The 19,198-nt window shown below is 64.6% G+C and carries 14 protein-coding genes; 5 read left to right on the top strand and 9 right to left on the bottom strand.

Features of this window, described 5'->3' with window-relative positions; translation table 11 throughout:
• Positions 1-30: 30 nt before the first annotated feature.
• The 3 genes from JN280_RS15190 to JN280_RS15180 all read right to left on the bottom strand — a co-directional run bounded on the left by JN280_RS15190 (position 31) and on the right by JN280_RS15180 (position 2,903).
• On the bottom strand, positions 31-1,200 hold the full coding sequence (locus JN280_RS15190) for an aldose epimerase family protein (protein ID WP_202313262.1): 1,170 nt from the start codon (positions 1,198-1,200) through the stop codon (positions 31-33).
• 195 nt (positions 1,201-1,395) lie between these two features.
• Complete coding sequence (locus JN280_RS15185) at positions 1,396-2,667, bottom strand: radical SAM protein (protein WP_202313260.1); 1,272 nt, start codon at positions 2,665-2,667, stop codon at positions 1,396-1,398.
• 83 nt (positions 2,668-2,750) lie between these two features.
• Complete coding sequence (locus JN280_RS15180) at positions 2,751-2,903, bottom strand: hypothetical protein (protein ID WP_202313258.1); 153 nt, start codon at positions 2,901-2,903, stop codon at positions 2,751-2,753.
• Between the two features lie 353 nt (positions 2,904-3,256).
• Between JN280_RS15180 and JN280_RS15175 the strand changes: the two genes are divergently transcribed.
• On the top strand, positions 3,257-3,628 hold the full coding sequence (locus JN280_RS15175; protein WP_202313256.1) for a cupredoxin domain-containing protein: 372 nt from the start codon (positions 3,257-3,259) through the stop codon (positions 3,626-3,628).
• Positions 3,629-3,765: 137 nt separating this feature from the next.
• Complete coding sequence (gene amrS / locus JN280_RS15170; protein WP_202313254.1) at positions 3,766-4,893, top strand: AmmeMemoRadiSam system radical SAM enzyme; 1,128 nt, start codon at positions 3,766-3,768, stop codon at positions 4,891-4,893.
• A gap of 403 nt (positions 4,894-5,296) precedes the next feature.
• Here amrS and JN280_RS15165 read toward each other — a convergent pair whose 3' ends face one another.
• Positions 5,297-5,443, bottom strand: a complete 147-nt coding sequence (locus tag JN280_RS15165; protein WP_202313252.1) for a hypothetical protein — start codon at positions 5,441-5,443, stop codon at positions 5,297-5,299.
• Between the two features lie 32 nt (positions 5,444-5,475).
• Here JN280_RS15165 and JN280_RS40295 point away from each other — a divergent pair, with 32 nt between their 5' ends.
• Positions 5,476-5,718 carry a helix-turn-helix domain-containing protein gene (locus JN280_RS40295; protein ID WP_202313250.1) on the top strand — a complete coding sequence of 81 codons (243 nt, stop codon included), beginning with the start codon at positions 5,476-5,478 and terminating at the stop codon, positions 5,716-5,718.
• Here the strand turns inward: JN280_RS40295 and gltS are convergent.
• The 3 genes from gltS to JN280_RS15145 all read right to left on the bottom strand — a co-directional run bounded on the left by gltS (position 5,715) and on the right by JN280_RS15145 (position 10,525).
• On the bottom strand, positions 5,715-6,920 hold the full coding sequence (gltS, locus tag JN280_RS15155; protein WP_202313248.1) for a sodium/glutamate symporter: 1,206 nt from the start codon (positions 6,918-6,920) through the stop codon (positions 5,715-5,717). The two genes, JN280_RS40295 and gltS, sit on opposite strands and share 4 nt — an antisense overlap.
• 587 nt (positions 6,921-7,507) lie before the next feature.
• Positions 7,508-8,944, bottom strand: coding sequence for an NAD(P)(+) transhydrogenase (Re/Si-specific) subunit beta (locus JN280_RS15150; RefSeq protein ID WP_202313246.1), 1,437 nt, complete (start codon positions 8,942-8,944; stop codon positions 7,508-7,510).
• Positions 8,945-8,953: 9 nt separating this feature from the next.
• Positions 8,954-10,525, bottom strand: a complete 1,572-nt coding sequence (locus JN280_RS15145; protein WP_202313244.1) for a Re/Si-specific NAD(P)(+) transhydrogenase subunit alpha — start codon at positions 10,523-10,525, stop codon at positions 8,954-8,956.
• A 512-nt stretch (positions 10,526-11,037) separates the two neighbouring features.
• On the opposite strand from JN280_RS15145, the gene JN280_RS15140 reads away from it, so the two are divergent.
• Positions 11,038-11,598: a DUF1566 domain-containing protein gene (locus JN280_RS15140; protein ID WP_202313242.1), complete on the top strand. Its 561-nt coding sequence runs from the start codon at positions 11,038-11,040 to the stop codon at positions 11,596-11,598.
• A 150-nt stretch (positions 11,599-11,748) separates the two neighbouring features.
• On the top strand, positions 11,749-12,684 hold the full coding sequence (locus JN280_RS15135) for a serine hydrolase (protein ID WP_202313240.1): 936 nt from the start codon (positions 11,749-11,751) through the stop codon (positions 12,682-12,684).
• 43 nt (positions 12,685-12,727) lie between these two features.
• On the opposite strand, the gene JN280_RS15130 is transcribed toward JN280_RS15135, so the two are convergent.
• Positions 12,728-13,198, bottom strand: coding sequence for a hypothetical protein (locus tag JN280_RS15130; RefSeq protein WP_202313239.1), 471 nt, complete (start codon positions 13,196-13,198; stop codon positions 12,728-12,730).
• Between the two features lie 81 nt (positions 13,199-13,279).
• Positions 13,280-19,198: a hypothetical protein gene (locus JN280_RS15125; RefSeq protein ID WP_202313238.1), complete on the bottom strand. Its 5,919-nt coding sequence runs from the start codon at positions 19,196-19,198 to the stop codon at positions 13,280-13,282.

The raw sequence follows: 19,198 nt of genomic DNA, 5'->3' as shown, positions 1-19,198 counted from the left end.
TTCAGCAACCGGGAAGGGACGCACCTCCAGCTAAGACGCATCGGTGGAGAACTTGTGTATCGTAGTCGACTTCAGCGTTTCACCCGGTTTCAGGACCGTTGTCGGAAAGGACGACTTGTTCGGCGAATCCGGGAAGTGCTGCGTCTCGAGGCAGAAGCCGTCGGTCTGGCGGTATTGCTGACCGGTCGGGCCGACGAGCGTCGAATCGAGGAAGTTGCCGCTGTAGAACTGGACGCCGGGCTCGGTGGTCGAGATCTCCATGATCCGGCCCGAGCGCGGCTCGTAGACACGCGCGGCGAGCGAAAGCCCACTACCCGACCGGTTCAGGACGTAGTTGTGATCATATCCGCGGCCATAGACCATCTGTGGGTCGTTCGAGCGGATGCGTGTGCCGATCGGCATCCCTTGGCGGAAGTCGAACGGCGTGCCGGTCACGGAGGCGATCTCCCCGGTCGGGATCAAGGTCGCATCGACCGGCGTGTAGCTATCGGCATTGATCGTGAGGATGTGATCGCCGATCCCGCCCCTGCCGTCGCCGGCGAGATTGAAGTAGGAGTGACTCGTGAGATTGACCACGGTCGGTTTGTCCGTCGTCGCCTCGTAGTCGATGCGCAGCTCGTTGTCGTTGGTGAGGGTATAGACGACCTCGACCGTGAGCGTGCCGGGATAGCCTTCCTCGCCATCCTTGCTCGTGTAGCTGAGCCGCGCCGCGGCCCCGCTCACATTGGTCAGCTGCTCGACCGCCCAGACGGCCTTGTCGAAACCTTTGTTGCCGCCATGCAGGCTGTTCGGCCCGTTATTGGCGGCGAGCTGGTACTGAGTGCCGTCGAGCGTGAATTTCGCGCCGCCGATGCGATTGCCGTAGCGCCCGATCAAGGCGCCGAAATAGGGGTTCTTCGATTCGTAGTCGGCGAGTTCCTTGAAGCCGAGCACGATGTTGTCGAGCTTGCTCCAGCGGTCGGGCACGTTGATTGCCGTGATGATGCCGCCATAGGCGATGAACTTGACGGACGCACCCTTGTCGTTGGTAAGCGTGTAGAGATCGACGGCTTTGCCGTCCTGCGTTTTTCCGAATGGGGTCTTGTCCACAGAGCCGGCTCCGGCGTCCGTTCCCGCCAGCAGCACACCAATGCCGAGCACGGCCGCGCCGAGCGCTGACCTGTGCCACACACGCGATATGTTGCGATCGACACGCGTCATGGTTTCCTCCCTTGAGAGGCCCCCGCGCCGACTGCTTTTGAGGAGTTGCCTGAAAGACCAAGTTTAAGCTTATCGGACTGTTGGCGTAAGCGTCTGCAAGTAGCGTGCCGAAGGTCCTGCAAATTCGTCGACGCATTGCACGCCTCGCTCTCGGCGGTCGCGCGCGACTGAGGCGTGGTTTGATTCCGACGGACGTCAGAGCTCCATCAGGGCCGGCCCGGCGAAGGCGCCCCGGCGTTCGAACGACGCGGTCTCGAAATTGAGGCCCAGTTCACTGGCGCGGCGCCAGGAATTTTCGAGCTCAGCCCCAGTCGGTCGGCGGGCGATCTCGGCATACTTGCCGCGATACTTGGTGCTTGCTGGATCACAGAAGTTGTCAGGATGGAACTGCGCCATGACGTTCACCGGCGCGGCCGGGATGTGGTCGGCGATCCATTCCAGAACGGGATATGTGCAACACTCCACGTGATTGGGCATCACCAGGTGGCGAATGGTGAAATCCTCACCCCACTCGGCGATGAGTGAGATGTCGCGGGTGACCGTTTCCCAGTACCGGGGCGTCCTGGCAAGCGTTATCGCGCACCGGCCGGGTCCGAACTTGAAGTCCGGCAGCCACACGTCGGTGAGCACGCGCAGGATCTTCATGGCCTCGGGCGCGATGAAGAAATTGCTGTTCCACAGTATCGGCGCGTTGAACTTGCCATCATACGTGGCGGCCTCCGAGACTTCGTCGAACCAGAAGAAGCCGTCCGCCTTGGTCCGCCGCGCTCGCCGGATTTCGGCACTCGTCGGTACGAAGTCGCGGCCCAGAAGCGCGATGGCATCGACGATCGAATGCAGGTGGATGATCACCTCGCCACCGACCCAGTTGATATTGTGGCAGCCCTCGCGGCGCAGCGTCCACGCCATGGTAGCGAGCGTGCGCGGGTCGGTTTCCTCGCCATTGTCCTTGTCGGTCGAGATGTCGCCGTTCTGGCAGAAGAGGCAGCGCATGTTACAGGAAGTGAAAAAGATCGTGCCGGAGCCGTCGGTGCCGCGATAGAAGAGCTCTTCACCAGTGTGATGGAAATGAGAGCTGACGCGGGAGCCAGCGGCAAGTTTGCAGGCGCCGACCTTGGCGCCCGCCAGGCGGTCCACGCAGCAGTTCCAGGGACAGAAGTTGCAGTGCGCGAGCATGCGGTAGGCCAGTTCCCTGCAAAGCTCAAGCAAGCTCGGCCCGTCCGCCTCGGGCGGCAGCGGCGCACCTTCCCGGATCGTCTGCCAGCGCTCAAGGAAAATCGTGGTCAGACGCTCGAGTTCGGTCCACAGCGCGTCTTCGCCGCAGGTCGAAAGGTCCAGTTCAGTGGCGACGGTCGCGGCGATGCGGAACTTGGCCGGACGCTGGTTCTCCGCCACGGCCAGATACCAGGACAGCGCGTCGTGGAGGGCGGGATCATTCCAGATGCCAAGCTGAGCCAATCCGCTCACAGCTCACAGAGCCTCCGTCCAGTTGCGCTCCCTGTTCAGGTCCCCAGACCAATCCCTTCCCCGGGCCGGTGACAGTCAATATTTTACCGCGTTTGATATTTGCTCGCATAGTGCTTGGCGAGGAGCTTGCGGTTCTGCTCGGCCAGACGCTTGTTGCCGGTCGACTTCAGTCTCGCCTGCCCCTTCGGCGGCTTCGGCCGATCGAAACCCGGGCGTCCGTTCCTCGGCTTTTTCATCACATTTCAAAGCTGTGGCGGCTCCGCCCCGATTCAAGAGGTGACCTCGACCGAAGCGCCCACGGACCCAGAAAATTACATAGCTCGGTGTCGCCCTATCGGCAGCCGACACCCCGGGATCGGCCTCATGGCGGGGGAATAAGCAGTGGGCCAGATTCGTTGAATCGAGCGGATACATCGTTCTGCACAGACGTGGTCACCGGGGGCCCCCTACACGGGGCGATGTTTCAAGGGAGGTACCAAAATGTTTAGGGTTGGCGCGGCCGCGATGCTGCTTCCATTGGTTGGAGCGCTGAACATGATGGTGGCGGCCAATCTCGCTCAGGCGGCCGGCATGAAAACGCACCATCACCATGGTCGCGGTCGAGGCCAAGGGCGGGACGACAACCGACAAGGAGCCGTTCCCGACTGCCACTTTGCCGGAAGGTAAGGGCTACGAGCTCGAAGCGCCCAATGCCGAAGGCCGGTGGGAGGTGTCGACCTACCGCTGGGATCCCAACCAGATCATCGTGAACCAGGGCGATGAGGTCACGCTTGAGATCCTTGGTGTCAATGGGGCGGAGCATCCGAGTGTGATCGACGGCTACGATATCAGCTTCAGCGTCAAGCGCGGCCAACTCACCACTGTGGCCTTCACCGCCGACAAGGCGGGCGTGTTTGAGCTTCGGTGCGGGACGCATCAGCCCTCGATGGTGGGCGAGTTGATCGTGCTGGCAGTTAGCTGACGGAACGAAGGCGGTCCGGCTTTCCGTTGGGCTAGCCTTCACGGCAGTCACTTTTAGGCTGCTCCGGTCCTGGAGGCCCCGTTCCCCGGCGCTTCCATCACCATTGAACGATGCGATGACGGGTCTATCATGCGGTCATGCCGCCACTCGCCAAGGTCACGACCGCTGCCCGTCCGCCATTGCAGCCGCGGGACGCGTCGATTGTGCCGGGCCGCTACTGGCACGCGCTTGCTGACGGGCGCATCCAGTGCGACCTCTGCCCACGGTTTTGCAGGCTGCACGACGGGCAGCGCGGGCTCTGTTTCGTCCGCGCCCGCCAGCACGACCGGATGGTGCTGACGACCTACGGCCGCTCGAGCGGCTTCTGCGTCGATCCGGTTGAGAAGAAGCCGCTGAACCATTTCCTGCCGGGCACTGCCGTCCTCTCCTTCGGCACAGCCGGCTGCAATCTCGCCTGCCGCTTCTGTCAGAACTGGGACATCAGCAAGTCCCGCGAAATCGACACGCTGGCCGACGCCGCTTCGCCGGTGGAGATCGCCCAGGCAGCGGCGGATCTAAGGTGCCGCAGCGTTGCCTTCACCTACAACGACCCCGTCATTTTCCACGAATACGCCATCGACGTGGCCGATGCCTGCCGGGAACGGGGGATCAAAAGCGTCGCAGTCACGGCCGGCTATGTCTGCCCGAAACCGCGCGCCGAATTCTACCGCCACATGGATGCTGCGAATGTCGACCTTAAGGCTTTCACCGAGCGCTTCTACCAGCGCGTCTGCAGCGGCCATCTCCAGCCGGTGCTCGATACGCTTATCTATCTCAAGCGCGAGACCTCCGTCTGGTTCGAGATCACGACGCTGCTTATTCCCGGCGAGAATGATTCCGAGGGGGAGATCGAGGCGCTCACACAATGGATCATGGAAGAGCTCGGCCCCGATGTGCCGCTGCACTTCACGGCCTTCCATCCCGACTGGAAGATGATGGACAAGCCGCCCACTGCGCCCGCAACGCTGACGCGGGCCCGGCAGATCGGCATCCGAAACGGCTTGCGTTACGTCTACACCGGCAATGTGCATGATGCCGTCGGCGGGAGCACCTGGTGCAATCAGTGCGGCGCGTGCCTGATCGGTCGCGATTGGTATCGACTGCTGGCCTGGACTCTCGACGCCGAGGGCCGCTGCCGCCGTTGCGGTACGCCTTGCCCGGGCGTGTTCGAGCCGCGGCCGGGCGACTGGGGCGCCCATCGCCGGCTGGTGCGTCTGTCCGCCTGAATGACGCGCCGCTGTCGAGTACTGGAGTCGGAGTGCTTTTCGAAGACCTTATCGGGGGCCGAACGCAGAGGTGACTTCGGCGATCCAGTCCCGGCCGGCAAAGAATCGCCAGACCCATGCTGTGATCTGCGCCGATGATGACCCCACACGCAGCTATGTGCTTCCTTGCAAGTCATGCACTTGACGCGAGCTCGGGGCAGCCTTCAGTGCTGGGACGCACTCTACCGCGCTGCTCAGCGCTTCGCTCGCTTGGCGCTATTGCGGCTGATATCCTTCAATGCACGTCAATAGTTCATCTTCCAGCAAAGCCTTGCGCTCCCTAAGCTGCTTGACCTGCACCTCGTAGGCTTCAAGGAGGTCGACAACCTTGCAGTACTCGTCACAAAGCGCATTGAACCGTGCATCACCCGCCACCAACTGGCGCACGGTCTGCCTGGTCGGTCAAATTGGCCTGAGCGACGAATTTCTCCGTGGGTTTGACATAGTCCTCTTCCTGCCAGTGGACCGCGATCTCGGCCTCGGACACGTCTGCTGTTTTGTCCTGCGACATAGGCTGCCTCCCGGGTCATTCCTGTTCGTGGCTTGAGGATACCGTGGCTCCCAAGCGAGGTTCTAAGGATACCACCTACAGGCCAGCGGCCCAAATCTGCGCTGGCTGCTAACGCAGGGCTTCGAACAGGCATTCTTCGAACGGAGGGAGGCGCCTGCCATGCTGCGGTCGATCGAGCGCGCGGAAACCTGTCCGCCGCAGCGCGCCTCCTCGGCCTTACGCGAGCCCAACTCGCCTATCGCCTCGGCGCCGGCGGCGGCCCGGCCGCCGTCTAACGGGCCATGAAGCCGATGACGACAGCGTTGGCGACGTCGATGAAAAAGGCCGAAACCAGCGGCAGGATGATGAAAGCTGTCGGTGCCGGTCCATGGAGCTTGGTGACGGCCGTCATGTTGGCGATAGCCGTCGGCGTCGCACCGAGGCTGATGCCGCTGAAGCCGGCTGACAGAACGGCAGCCTGATAGTCGCGGCCCATTGCCGGGAAGACAACAAAAATTATGTAGAAGACCGCCACCACCGTCTGAACTCCCAGGACGAGGACGAGGGCTGGCCCAAGGCCGCCAAGCGTCCAGAGGCGCATGCTCATGAGTGACATGGCGAGGAAGATATTCAACGACAGGTCCGAGATCAGTGCGAGGGGACGCGAGCGGGTCGGCCAGTACATCCCCGGAAAGAAGCGCGGGATTGTGTTGGTCATGACGATCGCGACCAACAGGCAGGTTACGAACAGCGGCAGCTTGATGCTCGCTTCAGCGACGACTTCGTCGACGGCGAAGCCGATTAGGACGGCGACGTTGAGGATCAGCACGGTCCGCAGCAGGCTGACATGGTTGATGTCAGTATCCTGCTCTGTCGCGGGCACGTTGGCCAGACCGATGCTCGGCGGTTCCGCCGCTTGGCCGCTGAGATGGTAGCGTTTGATCAGAATGCGCGCCACCGGACCACCGACAAGGCTGGCGACGACGAGCCCGAGCGTCGCCGATGCGATGCCAATTTCAAGCGCGTTGCCGAGGCCGAAGCGGCCGGCTATCAGCGGAGCCCAGGCAATTGTAGTGCCATGGCCGCCGATAAGCGATACCGAGCCGAGGAGCGCGGCGATACCGTCGGGAAGGCCAAGCAGGACCGAGCTGCCGACGGCCACCAGGTTCTGTATGATCAGGTATGACAGCGTTAGCGCCAGCAGGATCGCAAGCGGTCTCCCCCCGGCCCTCAGGTCGCGTAACCGCGCGTTCAGGCCGATGCCGGTGAAGAAGTAGAGCAACAACATATCCCGCGCATCAAGATCGAACGCGATCTCGACGTTGAACAAGTGATAAGAGGAGAGCGTGAACAGCGCTGCGAGCAAGCCGCCTGTTACGGCTTCGGGGATGTTCCACTGCCTGAGCAAGCCGACTGAAGTGTTGAGGCCCGTTCCCACGAAAAACACAACAATCGCGATTGTGAAGGTCAGGAGTCCCGATGTCTGGAACGTCGTCATCCCGTAGTCGCTCCCTGCAATCGGACGAGGCGTCGGTGATGCCGTTCGTTTGGCAGCGTCGCGAAAGGGGGCAAGCAGTGCAAGCCCGGCATTCGCAAGCTCCCGTTCCAATACCCGTCACTTTATGATCGTGCTTCGAACGATGGCAATATCCGCTCACCGCCTTTTCCACCGGCGGCACGGTTGGTTCGATGATGAGCCCGAGCCATTCGATGAGGACGGTCATCGACACCGCCCTGTCGCCGGAGTCTCGCTGTCCGCCTCGGCGGTCTATCGCCGCCAGGGAGCCTGACGATTTTGAAGCGGAACCCGCCGAGCAGTTGATATCGTCCGCGCTTGCATCACCTGGTTACACCTTACGGCAGCTTGTTCGATGATGTGATAGACGGCGTCATCGACGAGCCTGCCGGCATTGCCGCATCGGGCGCGAGCGCCCCGCCAGGCCCTGGAGACCATCCTGGGACGATGGGCGCCCTACCTGGCGAAGGATCATACCGGGCAGACTCTCCGCGGAATGGCCAAACCCGCGCCAAGAGGCAGCGAAGTCACCGACTTCGCGACCTCTTCGCTGCGCCCAAATCGGTGGATCAGCCGAGCATAGGGAGCAGCTGATCGATCGACTTCTTGGCGTCGCCATAGAACATGCGCGTGTTCTCCTTGAAGAACAGCGGGTTCTCGATGCCGGAATAGCCCGTGCCCTGGCCGCGCTTGGAGACGAAGACGTTCTTGGCTTTCCAGACTTCCAGCACCGGCATGCCGGCGATCGGGCTCGCGGGATCCTCCTGCGCGGCCGGATTCACGATATCGTTGGAGCCGATGACGATGACGACATCCGTGCCGGGGAAGTCCTCGTTGATCTCGTCCATCTCCAGCACGATGTCGTAGGGCACCTTGGCTTCGGCGAGCAGCACATTCATGTGGCCGGGAAGGCGGCCGGCGACCGGATGGATGGCGAAGCGCACCTCCTTGCCCGCGGTGCGCAGCTTGCGGGTCAGCTCGCTGACGGACTGCTGGGCCTGCGACACCGCCATGCCGTAGCCCGGCACGATGATGACGCTGTCGGCGTCGTTGAGGGCCGCGGCCACGCCATCGGCATCGATGGCGACCTGCTCGCCGTCGATCTGCATCGTCGACTGCTGCGGGCCCCCGAAGCCGCCCAGGATGACCGAGACGAAGCTGCGGTTCATCGCCTTGCACATGATGTAGCTGAGGATGGCGCCGGACGAGCCGACCAGCGCCCCGGTGACGATCAGGAGGTCGTTGCCCAATGTGAAGCCGATAGCGGCGGCCGCCCAGCCGGAATAGCTGTTGAGCATCGATACCACCACCGGCATGTCGGCCCCGCCGATGCCCATGATCAGGTGCCAGCCGATGAAGCCGGCGAACAGCGCGATCAGGATCAGCGTCCAGATGCCGGCGCCGATGCAGTAGGCGACGCCCAGCGCAAGGCAGATCAGCGCGGCACCGGCATTGAGGGCGTGGCCGCCGGGATACTTCTTCGCCTTGCCGTCGATCTTGCCGGCCAGCTTGCCGAAGGCGACGATCGAGCCCGTGAACGTGACTGCGCCGATGAAGATGCCGAGGAACACCTCGACCTTCAGCACGGCGATCTCGGCAGTCGTCTTGTGCGCCAGGACCGCGGAGAAACCTGTGAAGGTCTCGGCCGCGCCGGAGGCGCGCACTGCGATTACGTCCATCAGCGCGATTTCGGCGTTGATCCCGATGAAGACCGCGGCGAGGCCGACAAAGGAATGCAGCGCCGCGACCAGTTGCGGCATCTCCGTCATCTGGACGCGGTTGGCGACGTACCAGCCGGCAAGCGCGCCGAAGGCGATCATGACGGCCGTCAGGTACCAGTTTCCCGAACCGGCGCCGAACAAGGTGGCAAGCATGGCGAGCGCCATGCCGACGATGCCGTACCAGACGGCGCGTTTGGCGCTTTCCTGTCCCGACAGGCCGCCGAGCGACAGGATGAAGAGAATGGCAGCGACAACATAGATCGCCGTCGTTATTCCGTATTCCATGTCGATCCCCTACGACTTCTGGAACATGGCGAGCATTCGCCGGGTGACGAGGAAGCCGCCGACGATGTTGATCGTCGCGATCAGCACCGAGATGGCGGAAAGAGTGACGACCCACCACGAGCCGAGCCCGATCTGCAGCAGCGCGCCCAGGATGATGATACCTGAGATCGCGTTGGTGACGGCCATCAAGGGCGTATGGAGCGAATGGCTGACGTTCCAGATCACCTGGAAGCCGACGAAGCAGGCGAGCACGAAAACGATGAAATGGCTGAGGAAGCTTGGAGGCGCGTAGAGGCCGACGATCAGCATCAGCACGGCGCCGATGCCGAGCAGCGTGAACTGCGAGCGGGTTTGCGCCCGGAAAGCGACGAGTTCCTTGGCCCGGCGCTCCTCGGCTGTCGGTTCCTTCGGCTTCTCCTTCGGTTTCTGCACCGCTATGGCCTTGATCTTCGGCGGCGGCGGCGGAAAGGTGACGGCGCCGTCATGCGCAATGGTCGCGCCGCGGATCACGTCATCCTCCATATTGTGGTTGATGACGCCGTCCTTGCCGGGCGTGAGATCGGCGATGAAATGCCGGATGTTGTTGGCATAGAGTTCGGAGGCCTGCGCGCCCATGCGGCTCGGGAAATCGGTGTAGCCGACGATGGTGACGCCGTTCTCGGTGACGATCTTCTGGTCCGGAACGGTCAGGTCGCAATTGCCGCCGCGCTCGGCCGCAAGGTCGACGACCACGGAGCCGGTCTTCATCGCGGCCACCATGTCGGCGGTCCACAGTTTCGGCGCATCGCGGCCGGGGATCAGGGCCGTGGTGATGACCACGTCGACCTCCGGTGCCTGGGAACGGAACAGCTCGAGCTGCTTGGCGCGGAATTCGGGAGACGACGGCGCGGCATAGCCGCCCGTGGAAGCGCCATCCTGCTGGTCGGAGAAGTCGAGGAACAGGAATTCGCCGCCCATCGATTCGATCTGTTCGGCCACTTCGGGCCTTACGTCGAAGGCGCGCACGATGGCGCCGAGGCCGCGCGCCGCGCCGATGGCGGCAAGGCCGGCGACACCCGCCCCGATGACCAGCACCTTGGCCGGCGCCACCTTGCCGGCCGCCGTGACCTGGCCGGTGAAGAAACGGCCGAAATTGTTGGCCGCCTCGATCACCGCCCGATAGCCGGCGATGTTGGCCATCGACGACAGAGCGTCCATCTTCTGGGCTCTGCTGATGCGCGGCACCATGTCCATGGCGACGGCGGTGATGCCCTTGCTGTTGGCGCGCTTCAGCAAGCCTTCGTTCTGGCCGGGGTAGAAGAAGGAGACCAGGGTCTGCCCCGTCCTCATGCGGTCGAGTTCGGCCTCGGCCGGCTGGCGTACCTTGACCACGACGTCCACCGCCTCGGCGAGATCCCCAGCGGATTTGACGACGGCAACGCCCGCCTTCTCATAGTCGGCATCGGCAAAACCGGAGGCCGCACCCGCACCGGACTCGACGAAGACCTGATGGCCGAGTTTCGTCAGATGCGCCGCCGAGGACGGGGTCACCGCAACCCGCGTCTCTCCCGGAGATGTTTCCTTCAGCGCACCTATCTTCATCAGACGAATCCCTCCTTCGCGCCCTCACCAGCGCGCCCCCTCATGACAGCAATTCGGCCTCCCGTCACTCCCCCGGCGCCAGACGTCCGTATCGGGCCGAGCGGGTGGTTTCCATTCCAGCGCCAGCCGCCACTCTCTGGTCACCGGCAAGGCATCAAAGCGCCTCTTGGAGCCTGGGCAGGATGGCGAAGAGGTTGCCGACGATGCCATGGCCGGCGACCTGGAAGGTCGGCGCCTGTGGCAGATGCCGAACATTTGCGGTCCTCTTGCTGGCGCAGCCGTCGGAGGCTTGCTTGCAATCACCTGCGTTGAAATCCGACAATGCGCATCCTTTAACCAAGCCGGCCTCATAGACCAGTGCGGCCGATTGGATTACTATGCTTCTCGGAAATGGCTGAGAATTTTTGCGACAGTTACTCAACAACTGTCACTTCTACCAGGCAAAACCAATCTGCCATCGGAAACTGTTCGCTCGATCTTTGTAGATGCACTCGCGTTTTCAGGAGAAGGTCATGCGTGCAATCAGGACATATATAGGCTTCAAGCTGGGAGTGGCATTGGGTCTGGCGCTTTCCATCTCGCCGCTGAGCGCGCAGGAGGAGGCATGCGGCGTCGTTCACAAGCGCACACGCGATCCTCTTGATGCCCAGCGATTTTTTCTGCTTGCCGAGCACGGGGGAGATGCCTTTCTGGACAAGCAGACGTGCCTCGTGTTCAGCACCAAGGTCTTTGAAGAGCCCGTGACCATCGGCGACGCCATGGAACGCTGTGCGACCCTTGGCCAAGGCGGCCCGTACGGCTCGATGGGCTGGCAGCTTCCATCCATGGCTGAGCTTACGAGCCTCGAGGGGGAATCGTGGAAGCATCACGAGGGCGAGTTCGGGCAGTATAAACTCCCGCCGATGAGCCGGAGCGAGACAGACTTCTGGACGACCACACGATGGCCTGGTGACGGAAACCTGTACGCCACGGTTACCTTCAGCGCGCCGACAACTCTCGTCCGACCACAGGATGAGACGAAGAAAGCCGGCGTGTGGTGCGTGCGTGCGTCTCGCGCCACGGGTTTGCAGTAGGTCGAGCCGATGCCAGTTGGCGAAGCAACGAGCCTTGCTTCCAAGCGAATGCATCTCAGACCATAGGCGTTTGTCATGAGACCGTTTCCTGATCCCAAGACCGATCCGCTGCTGCGCGACCCGGCGTTACAGAACGCTTTCGACAATGCGATGGCCGCTTCCGGCAATCCGCCGGGAACGGCGCCCATCATCATCGTCGACATGAACCCATCCGGCTCCCGCGGGTTTGCAGGGCAACGCGAAACCGAGATGCATTATTCCGCAAGCCTCTTGAAGGTAGCGGCCATGTATGCCGCCTTCGAACTTCGCAAGGCGGCCAACGAACTGCTTGCCGACCTGCAGCCTTCGGCGGCCGACGTTTTCCAGGCTCTGCGCAGCAACTTCGACCCGGTGATCCGCGACCAGCGGGTGCCGCAGTTGGCCGCGTTGGCCGACAGCTTCCTTGTGCCGCGCTATGAACAGGTGTTCGAGTTCGACCCGGCAACCGGCACAGTCAATTTTTCCTTGGGCTTCTTTACCAATCTGTCCAATGCGATCGTCGAAGGCAACAACGTGTCGGCCGGCCAATGTATCCATGGTCTCGGCTTCGGCTATCTCACCAAGGCGGTGACAGAAGCAGGCTTTTTCGACCCTTCCGCCCAGAACGGCATCTGGCTTTGCGGAGACTTCGGCAACGGCTTTCCTCCGCAACGAATTGCCTGTCTCAACGATACCCCGGTGGCTCAGGCAACTTCCGTGCGAGAGATGGCGAGGCTGTATGCACTCCTGTTCGACCGTAGCCTGGTGGATGGCGTAAGCGACGAGGCAATGCTCAACCTGCTCTTTCAGGCGCTTCTGCCGCCACGTCTTCACCTGTTGCTCAACAGGACCGTCGACGTCCAGTTCGTGACGCTGCATTCGAAGATCGGCCTGGGACCACTGAACAACGGCACGCAGGTAGCTTCCGAGGGAGCCATAATTCGCGAAAACTCCACGGAACGCTTTTTCGTGGTGGTTTTCCAGAATCTGCGTTTCGTGAACGACGCCTCCATTGTGCCCATGTCCCGTATCGTCGACGAAACACTGGCTTCTTTCCTGTTTGCCTGAGTTGCATGTTGGATGGGTGGCGGACGCGACAGCTGCCGTGGTTCTACTGTGGATTGAACAGGCTGACCAAAATTACCACGCGGCGATTGAGCCGGCGTTCCGCATCGCTCGGTGGATCATGCCGCAGCATGCCAGTCGCCGCAAAGACCATTCCCCAGGTCACCTGGGGTGAGGTCTCCCACCATTCGCCGGCATCGAAGCCCGCTTCAGCCGCCCGGCTGCTTACCGTCGACTTGATCCAGCTCCAGGCTGAATCCGCTCGATCCCTTGCCGCGGTGATCTCGCTTTCGCGCCGCTGGTCGCAACTGAAATTCGGGTTGTCCTGCCGATCTGAATGCCCAACCACAATGATTGATATGAACTGATTGGCGACAGGTTGGGTGACCTGCCCCGCGATGATGTCGACCACGGTGAGCAGCATGTTCATGTCCGGCTGCGGCGTGTTGCTGACAAGGGCAGCGAAATCGGTCTGACCCGAGCCGTAGCCGTCGAAGGTAAGAGCCTGGAGTCGCATCGGTTTTCTCCTTTTCGCCACTGGATGATCGATCGGATCGGATGAAGCGGCATGGCGGCTTCTCCGGCGCGGTGGACGGCGTCATTCACCCGGCCATGGTTCGGTCGGGCGAACCGTGTCGAAGGCGAGACCGCTGGATACCTCCCCGGCGCCGGGCGCCTTCTCCCTGCGAACCCAGATGTGAGACGATCCGTCGAACCCGCGGGCCAACACGGGGCGCCGCGTCAGGCTCACCCCGTCACGAGGCACCTCCTCTTCATGGACCCATTGCCTGGGCCTGATCAACCGGCCTTCCGGACGCGAGTCCAGGCCGGGACCGGTCAGCGTGGCGAGGCGGAATCGGATGGCCCCCGGCCGGACGGCCTCCGGCACCAGGGGGAACCAGTAGTCCGGGACCACCGTCTGCACCCGGTACTGGGGTAGTTCGCCGATGGGAACGGCCTCGGGAACCCTGCTTGCCCACCGGTCCCGGCGCTCCACCATGTCACCTCGTCCATCGGTGTAGCGATGCTGCACCGCCCATGCCAGGTTCGCCAGTTCGTCGCGGCCCAGCACAACGTTTTCGAGCGGCGCACCCGTCTGGCCGCGTTCGGTCGGCAGCATCAGCAGCCCTGACGCGGCGCGGTGATCCGGATCCTGACTGTGAAGCGTGAACAGAGACCAGGACGGATCCTCCCGGCCGGCCCGTTCGACCCTGTGCAGGCGACCGAATACATCTCGCACCAGCACCTGCCTGAGCACTGTCAGTGATCCTGCCGGTACCTCCAGCGGCGCCAGGAACCAGTCGTTGCCGTACACGGTGGCGAATGAGATCAGCAGCAATCGACCGGTATCGAGCGTGGACAGTTCCGTCGCGCCGAGATCGACCCTGGCATCCTCCATCTCCCAGAACCGGTCCGCCGGAAGTCCTCCATAGCGCACCAGCGACGGCAGGCTTTCATGGACGAATGTGCCGAGCGGCCCTGGGGGCGCCGCCTCGATGTCGGGGTCCGGGTGGACGTCCACACTGTACCAGTCCAGCCCGTCGCCAAGGTACTCCTGCGCGAGCAGCACCGTACCACCAGTCGAAACCTCGGCCGCATGCTCGAAGCGATGCTCGTCGAAACAGTCCGGGCCATTCTCACCCAGTTGCTTTTCCCACCACTCCCGCCAGGTGCGGATCACCTCGTCGAGCCTGGGATCAGGTCCGGTCGGAAAGGTACCGGCGTCGATGGCCGCCGCCACGGATTTTGCATCCGGCAGTCGTCCGTCAAGCAGGCCAATGAGACTGGCGTCAGCCTGCTCCGCCGGGAGATGGTGGGGCACGAGCGCGGCAGTGGCGACGGCGAGCAGCCCTTGGTCGTCGAGCATCCGGAGCAGTTGAGCACCACCCTCGGCGCGCAGGCGCTCGTCGATAATTACGGGCTCATCCTCGATCTGGGCATCCAGGGGACCGCGACGAATGTCGTAGCGCACCCAGTCTGGCGCCCCGGCGGGGCGCCAGGCGTCGATCGGCGCGCTCTCGCCGGCCATGCGGATCACCGCCGGCGAACCGGCGTCCTGGGCCGCGAACTCCCCGAACTGCCACTGGCGCGTGAGCAGCCACAAAGGGTCGTGCACCCGGGCGGCCAAACCGGCTTCCACATCGTCCGTACGGTGTCCGGGCTCCAGCCTGAACGGTCCTTCCGGGTCGGTGTTGGGCCGGCGGGTCTCTATTCTGGAAAGGGCCTGCCCGGTCGCACCGTTGGGAGAGATCCGGATGGCGGGAACAAGGTCGCCCAGAAGAGGCAGGTCCGCGAGGTCGATGGCTCGCAACTTGGCCAGTTCGAGGGTTTCGCGAAGCACCTGGACCAGGCCGTCCGAGGTCCAGCCGCGGTCGAGGTCGGGCGGCACGGCGATGAGCACGGTGTGCGGCGCCTTCGCGTCCGGTCGGTCGTAGTGGAACGCCACGCCCGTCAGTTCGGTCTCCGGGATGAGGTTGCGTGTAAGCGGCCCGGGAGGACCGGGCAGATCAAGTCCCGGCAGCAACTCCGTCCACTCGTCGAACAGCAGGCCGGTGAAGGCCGCGCCTGCCGTTTCGACGGGCGCGTGCCATACAAGATGTGCCGTGGCCTGCGGGCGTGGTCCGGCGCGGAAGGGGCCACCGATCCAGGGATCGGCCTCGCCCGACGGGTCCTGCGCCGCTCGCAGCCGCTCCACCCGTCCAGCCCGGGTCCCGGCGACGAGCAAAGTCTCGTACAGCGTGCGGGTCACCGGCCGCACCTTTGCGTTTTGCCGCAACCAGTCCTCGATCATCGCTCCCGGCATGTCCCGAGCTCCCGGCGACGGCCCGGCAATTTGGGGTAGCAGCGGGATATCCGCGCCGAGCACCTCGGCCAGCGCCGCCCGGGCGCTCGACAACCAGCCTTCCGCTCCCTCGGGCCCAGGCGGATTCGTGGCCAGCGCAAGCAGTTTCGCCGCTTCGGGATGGTTGGCGACCAGCGGGGCGGCCGCGAAACCGGCCAGCCGCGCCTGCAGGTTCGCCACGTCCGCGGGCTTTCTCGTGCGCCCAGGCAAATGTTCCGCCAGTAGGGGTTGGGCCATGGCCAGCAGCGACCGTATCCGGACCGCGCGGCCCCTCAGGCCGCTCCAGCCGGGACCGTCAAGCGTCACCGCCGCGCCCGGCGCGGCACCGAAAGCTTGCCGGACTGCGCCGTGCAACCGGGCGTGATCGGCGCCCGCCGCGTCCAGCATCGCGCTCAGCGCACCAAGCCCAAGCCGGTCAGCGGTGATCTCGAAGGGCTGGCCAGGTTCCGGATCCCCTGGGTCGCGCCGGACGCCGCTCAGGATCCAGCCCGCGGCCGGGCCGAGCAGGTGTCCAACCCACGCCTCCACCTCCGGATGGAGCGCGGCGACGGGGTCGGCGGTCGGCCATCCGGTCGGCCCGAATGTCTCTGCGGGCAGGAGAACTGCCACCCGGTGTGTCAGCGCACGGGCCCGGTGCGGCGTGCGCACCACCTGGAACGTGTCAGGCACGTCCTCGCCGCGGCCCAAAGTGTCGGCTGCCAGCCCTGCGCGAATCGGATTGCCGCCGACGAGCTGGTGGACGCTCTCGGCCAGCACGAGGTCGCCCACGGCATCGAGGGAGTCTGCGAGATCGCGCAGCAACTCGGCAGTTCCCGGCCGGTCGGCAGCCGGCACCAGCGGCGCTCCGTCTATGGCGCTCGACTGGTCGAGCACGCCTGCGCCGGCCCGCACCAGAGCCATCCCGTCGACGACATTGCGCGCGGCGATGCTTTCCGCGCTGCGCGCCCACAGGTCCGCGTCGGCGCCGGCCCCCTCCGGCTCCGGCACGATAGGCAGGGGGAACTGGCGACGGAACCGTTCGACGAGGTGGTCGAGTCCGGCATCGTGGAGGGACCGCTCGAACCGGTAGCCCAGCAACGAACCCAGATTCTGCCCCCGACGTACCGCGCCCAGCAGCCAGCGGGCGATCCGGGTACGCCGCGAATGCAGGTTGACGGCATAGGCCTCGTTGCCGGGGTTGCCGATGAAGCCCGAGCGCAGCACGGCCGCGGTCGCCGCATGCTGCAGCGATGGTGCATGGATATAGCCGTCCTTCTGGGAGACCGTGGCCGTGTCCGCCCCGTCCTCGACTTCGACCTCGACCGTTTCCCTGGGCAGCGGCGGCGCCAGGTTCTCCACCCAGCCGTAGCAGCCGAAGCGGACGCCATCGACATCGGATGCGCGTAACTGCGCCAGTCGCCACGAGGCCAGGGAAGTGACCCAGGCATCCAGCCGGTGCGAATATGCGTCGATGACCTCCAGCAGCAATTCGGGTAGCCGGGTTACCGGGGTGGCAGCAAGGGTCCGCAACGCCTGCTCCAGCCTGGGCAGGGCCCGCGCGGCGGGGGCGGCAGCCGCGATGCGTTCGGTGCGGTCCTGTTCGGACAGGCCTTCCAGGACGTCGGCCACCAACTGGTCCACCTCACCGGTGACGGCCAGCGCCTGGCGAAGCGGGTCGTCCTCGCCGTCGTCGCCGTTCATGAACGCCCAGTTGGGCAGGAACAGCAGCGCATCGAGCAGACCGCTCGCGTCCGGCGGCGGTTCCGGAAGCACCTCGCCGTCTTCGGGTGTTTCGGGCGGCTCCTCGCCATTGTCCGGCGGCTCGTCGCCGACACCAGGCAGGTCGAAGAATGTGCTCGGCCGGGGTGGGGTGTCCCGGCCCGAGGACAGTTCCACCGGCCAGGACCGGTCGTAGTCGGCCGCGTCCAGCTCTCCGGCCAGGAACATGCGCACGGCTTGCAGATAGCCGGCTGTGTTCAGCGCCCGGGTGGGGAAGCTGACCGGATCGGGAGTGATCCGGGAGACGAACGCGGGGGCGCCGGTCTCGTCGTCGAGCCCCCAGCCGAGATCCGTCCACCCGTCGGAGCGGGTGGTCCACCGCAGCTTCCCGTCCGGCGACAAGCCCGGCAGGCCCAGATTGGCCGGCACCTGGTCGCGCGGCGTTTTGGGCACGGCGAGCCCCGGCCCGTCCAGCCGGCGCATGGCCAATCCGGTCGCCACGGGCAACCGTTGCAACACGTCGACGACCACCTGGTCGACCGGCTCCCCGGGCCGCACCCTCGGGATGGTGCCATCGTTGCGCAGCACCGCACGCCAGCGCTCCCGCAGCCGCAGCAGCCACGGCGCCAGGAGCGCGTCCACGTCCTGGCTCCGTTCGGCCCGCCAATCGCTCAGCGCCGTGGTCGGCAATATTCCGTAGGGCTGACGGCCGACCCGCACCGTCGGCAGCGGCCCGCGCGCACGCACATGCTCGGCAAGGTGGTCCCGAACCGCACGCCACGGCCGGGCCGGATCAGTGGACCTGATCTGCCTGGTCCCCAAGTCCAGATGCGAGACCGCCGCCTCGGCGACCCCCTTCCCCAGAGTCGGCCAGGTGAGCAGCGACAACGCTTCCACGGCCGACTCTTCCATGTCGTCGGCGCCGGAGCAACCGCGCAGGAAACTGGCGTCGGGCAGTCCGAGAGCAGCAGCCAGCGCGTCCGCCACCGGCCGCTCGCCAGCCGGCGGATCGGGTTCTGGTCCGGGATACGCAGGAGCCGACGACCAACCCGAGCGCGCGCGGGGGGTGTTGTTGGTCGCAGTGCCAGCCGGAAGCAGGGCGAGTCCAGCGCCGAACATATGGCCGAGGAGCAGGTCGCGGAACTCTACGGCGCCGTCCGCAGCCGAGCTGTCGCGCACCCCCACCACCAGCAACTCGTCCAGGCGGTCATTTTCGTTGAGGGTCAGCTCGACGGCCATGCCGGCGCTGAGCGCCGAGAACCAGTCGGTCTCCCAGCCCTCCTCATCGGAGCGCAGCAAGCCGACGGGCAGCGGGTCCGGCACCGATCTACCCAGCTTGTCCACGACGACCTCACTGCCGAGCAAGCCTATGAACCGCCATTTTTTCGGCATCGCGAGGGTGCGGAGGCGGCGTTCCCGCTGGTCGTCCGAGCGCACGGTCGGAGGCGGGCCATCGGGGCGGCAGGCGCGGACCGCCCATGCGGCGCGCGAAGGTCGCAGCCGCTTGAGCAGCTCCTGCCAGGCTTCCGGGCCCGGGTCCCGCCAGTACGCGCCGCCGGCGGCGGCTTCGTCGGGCGTGAGATCCGGGTTGAAATCAGACATCAGTATATCGTCCGGATACACCCGGACCCGCAGCTTGTTCGGTTCCCACCAGATGGTCTCCACCCGCACCGGCAACAGCGCGATCGGATCCGTGTTGCGGTTGGCGAACAGTGCGGGGCCCGCATTCATGGCCTGGGCCAACTCGTCTTCGGAGATGCGAGCAAGGCCATTGCTTTGATCGGCCGACTGTTGGAGTCCCGCATGGGTTGTGGCTGCGGCGGTGAGCAGTTCCTGCGTGGCGCCGGGGTCACCGGCCTGCATGGCGTCCTGGAGCCGCCGCACCACTGCCAACTGCTCGTCCGCTCGCGCCTGGTCGGCATCTGCCTCTGTGCGTGCCCGGTCCAACTGCGCACGTGCGGCGAACGTCTCGTTCAT

Origin of the sequence: Mesorhizobium sp. L-8-10, assembly GCF_016756635.1 — a bacterium.
GTDB lineage: Bacteria > Pseudomonadota > Alphaproteobacteria > Rhizobiales > Rhizobiaceae.
The sequence above is the reverse complement of the archived record's forward strand: the minus strand, read 5'-3'. Positions and strand labels throughout refer to the sequence as shown.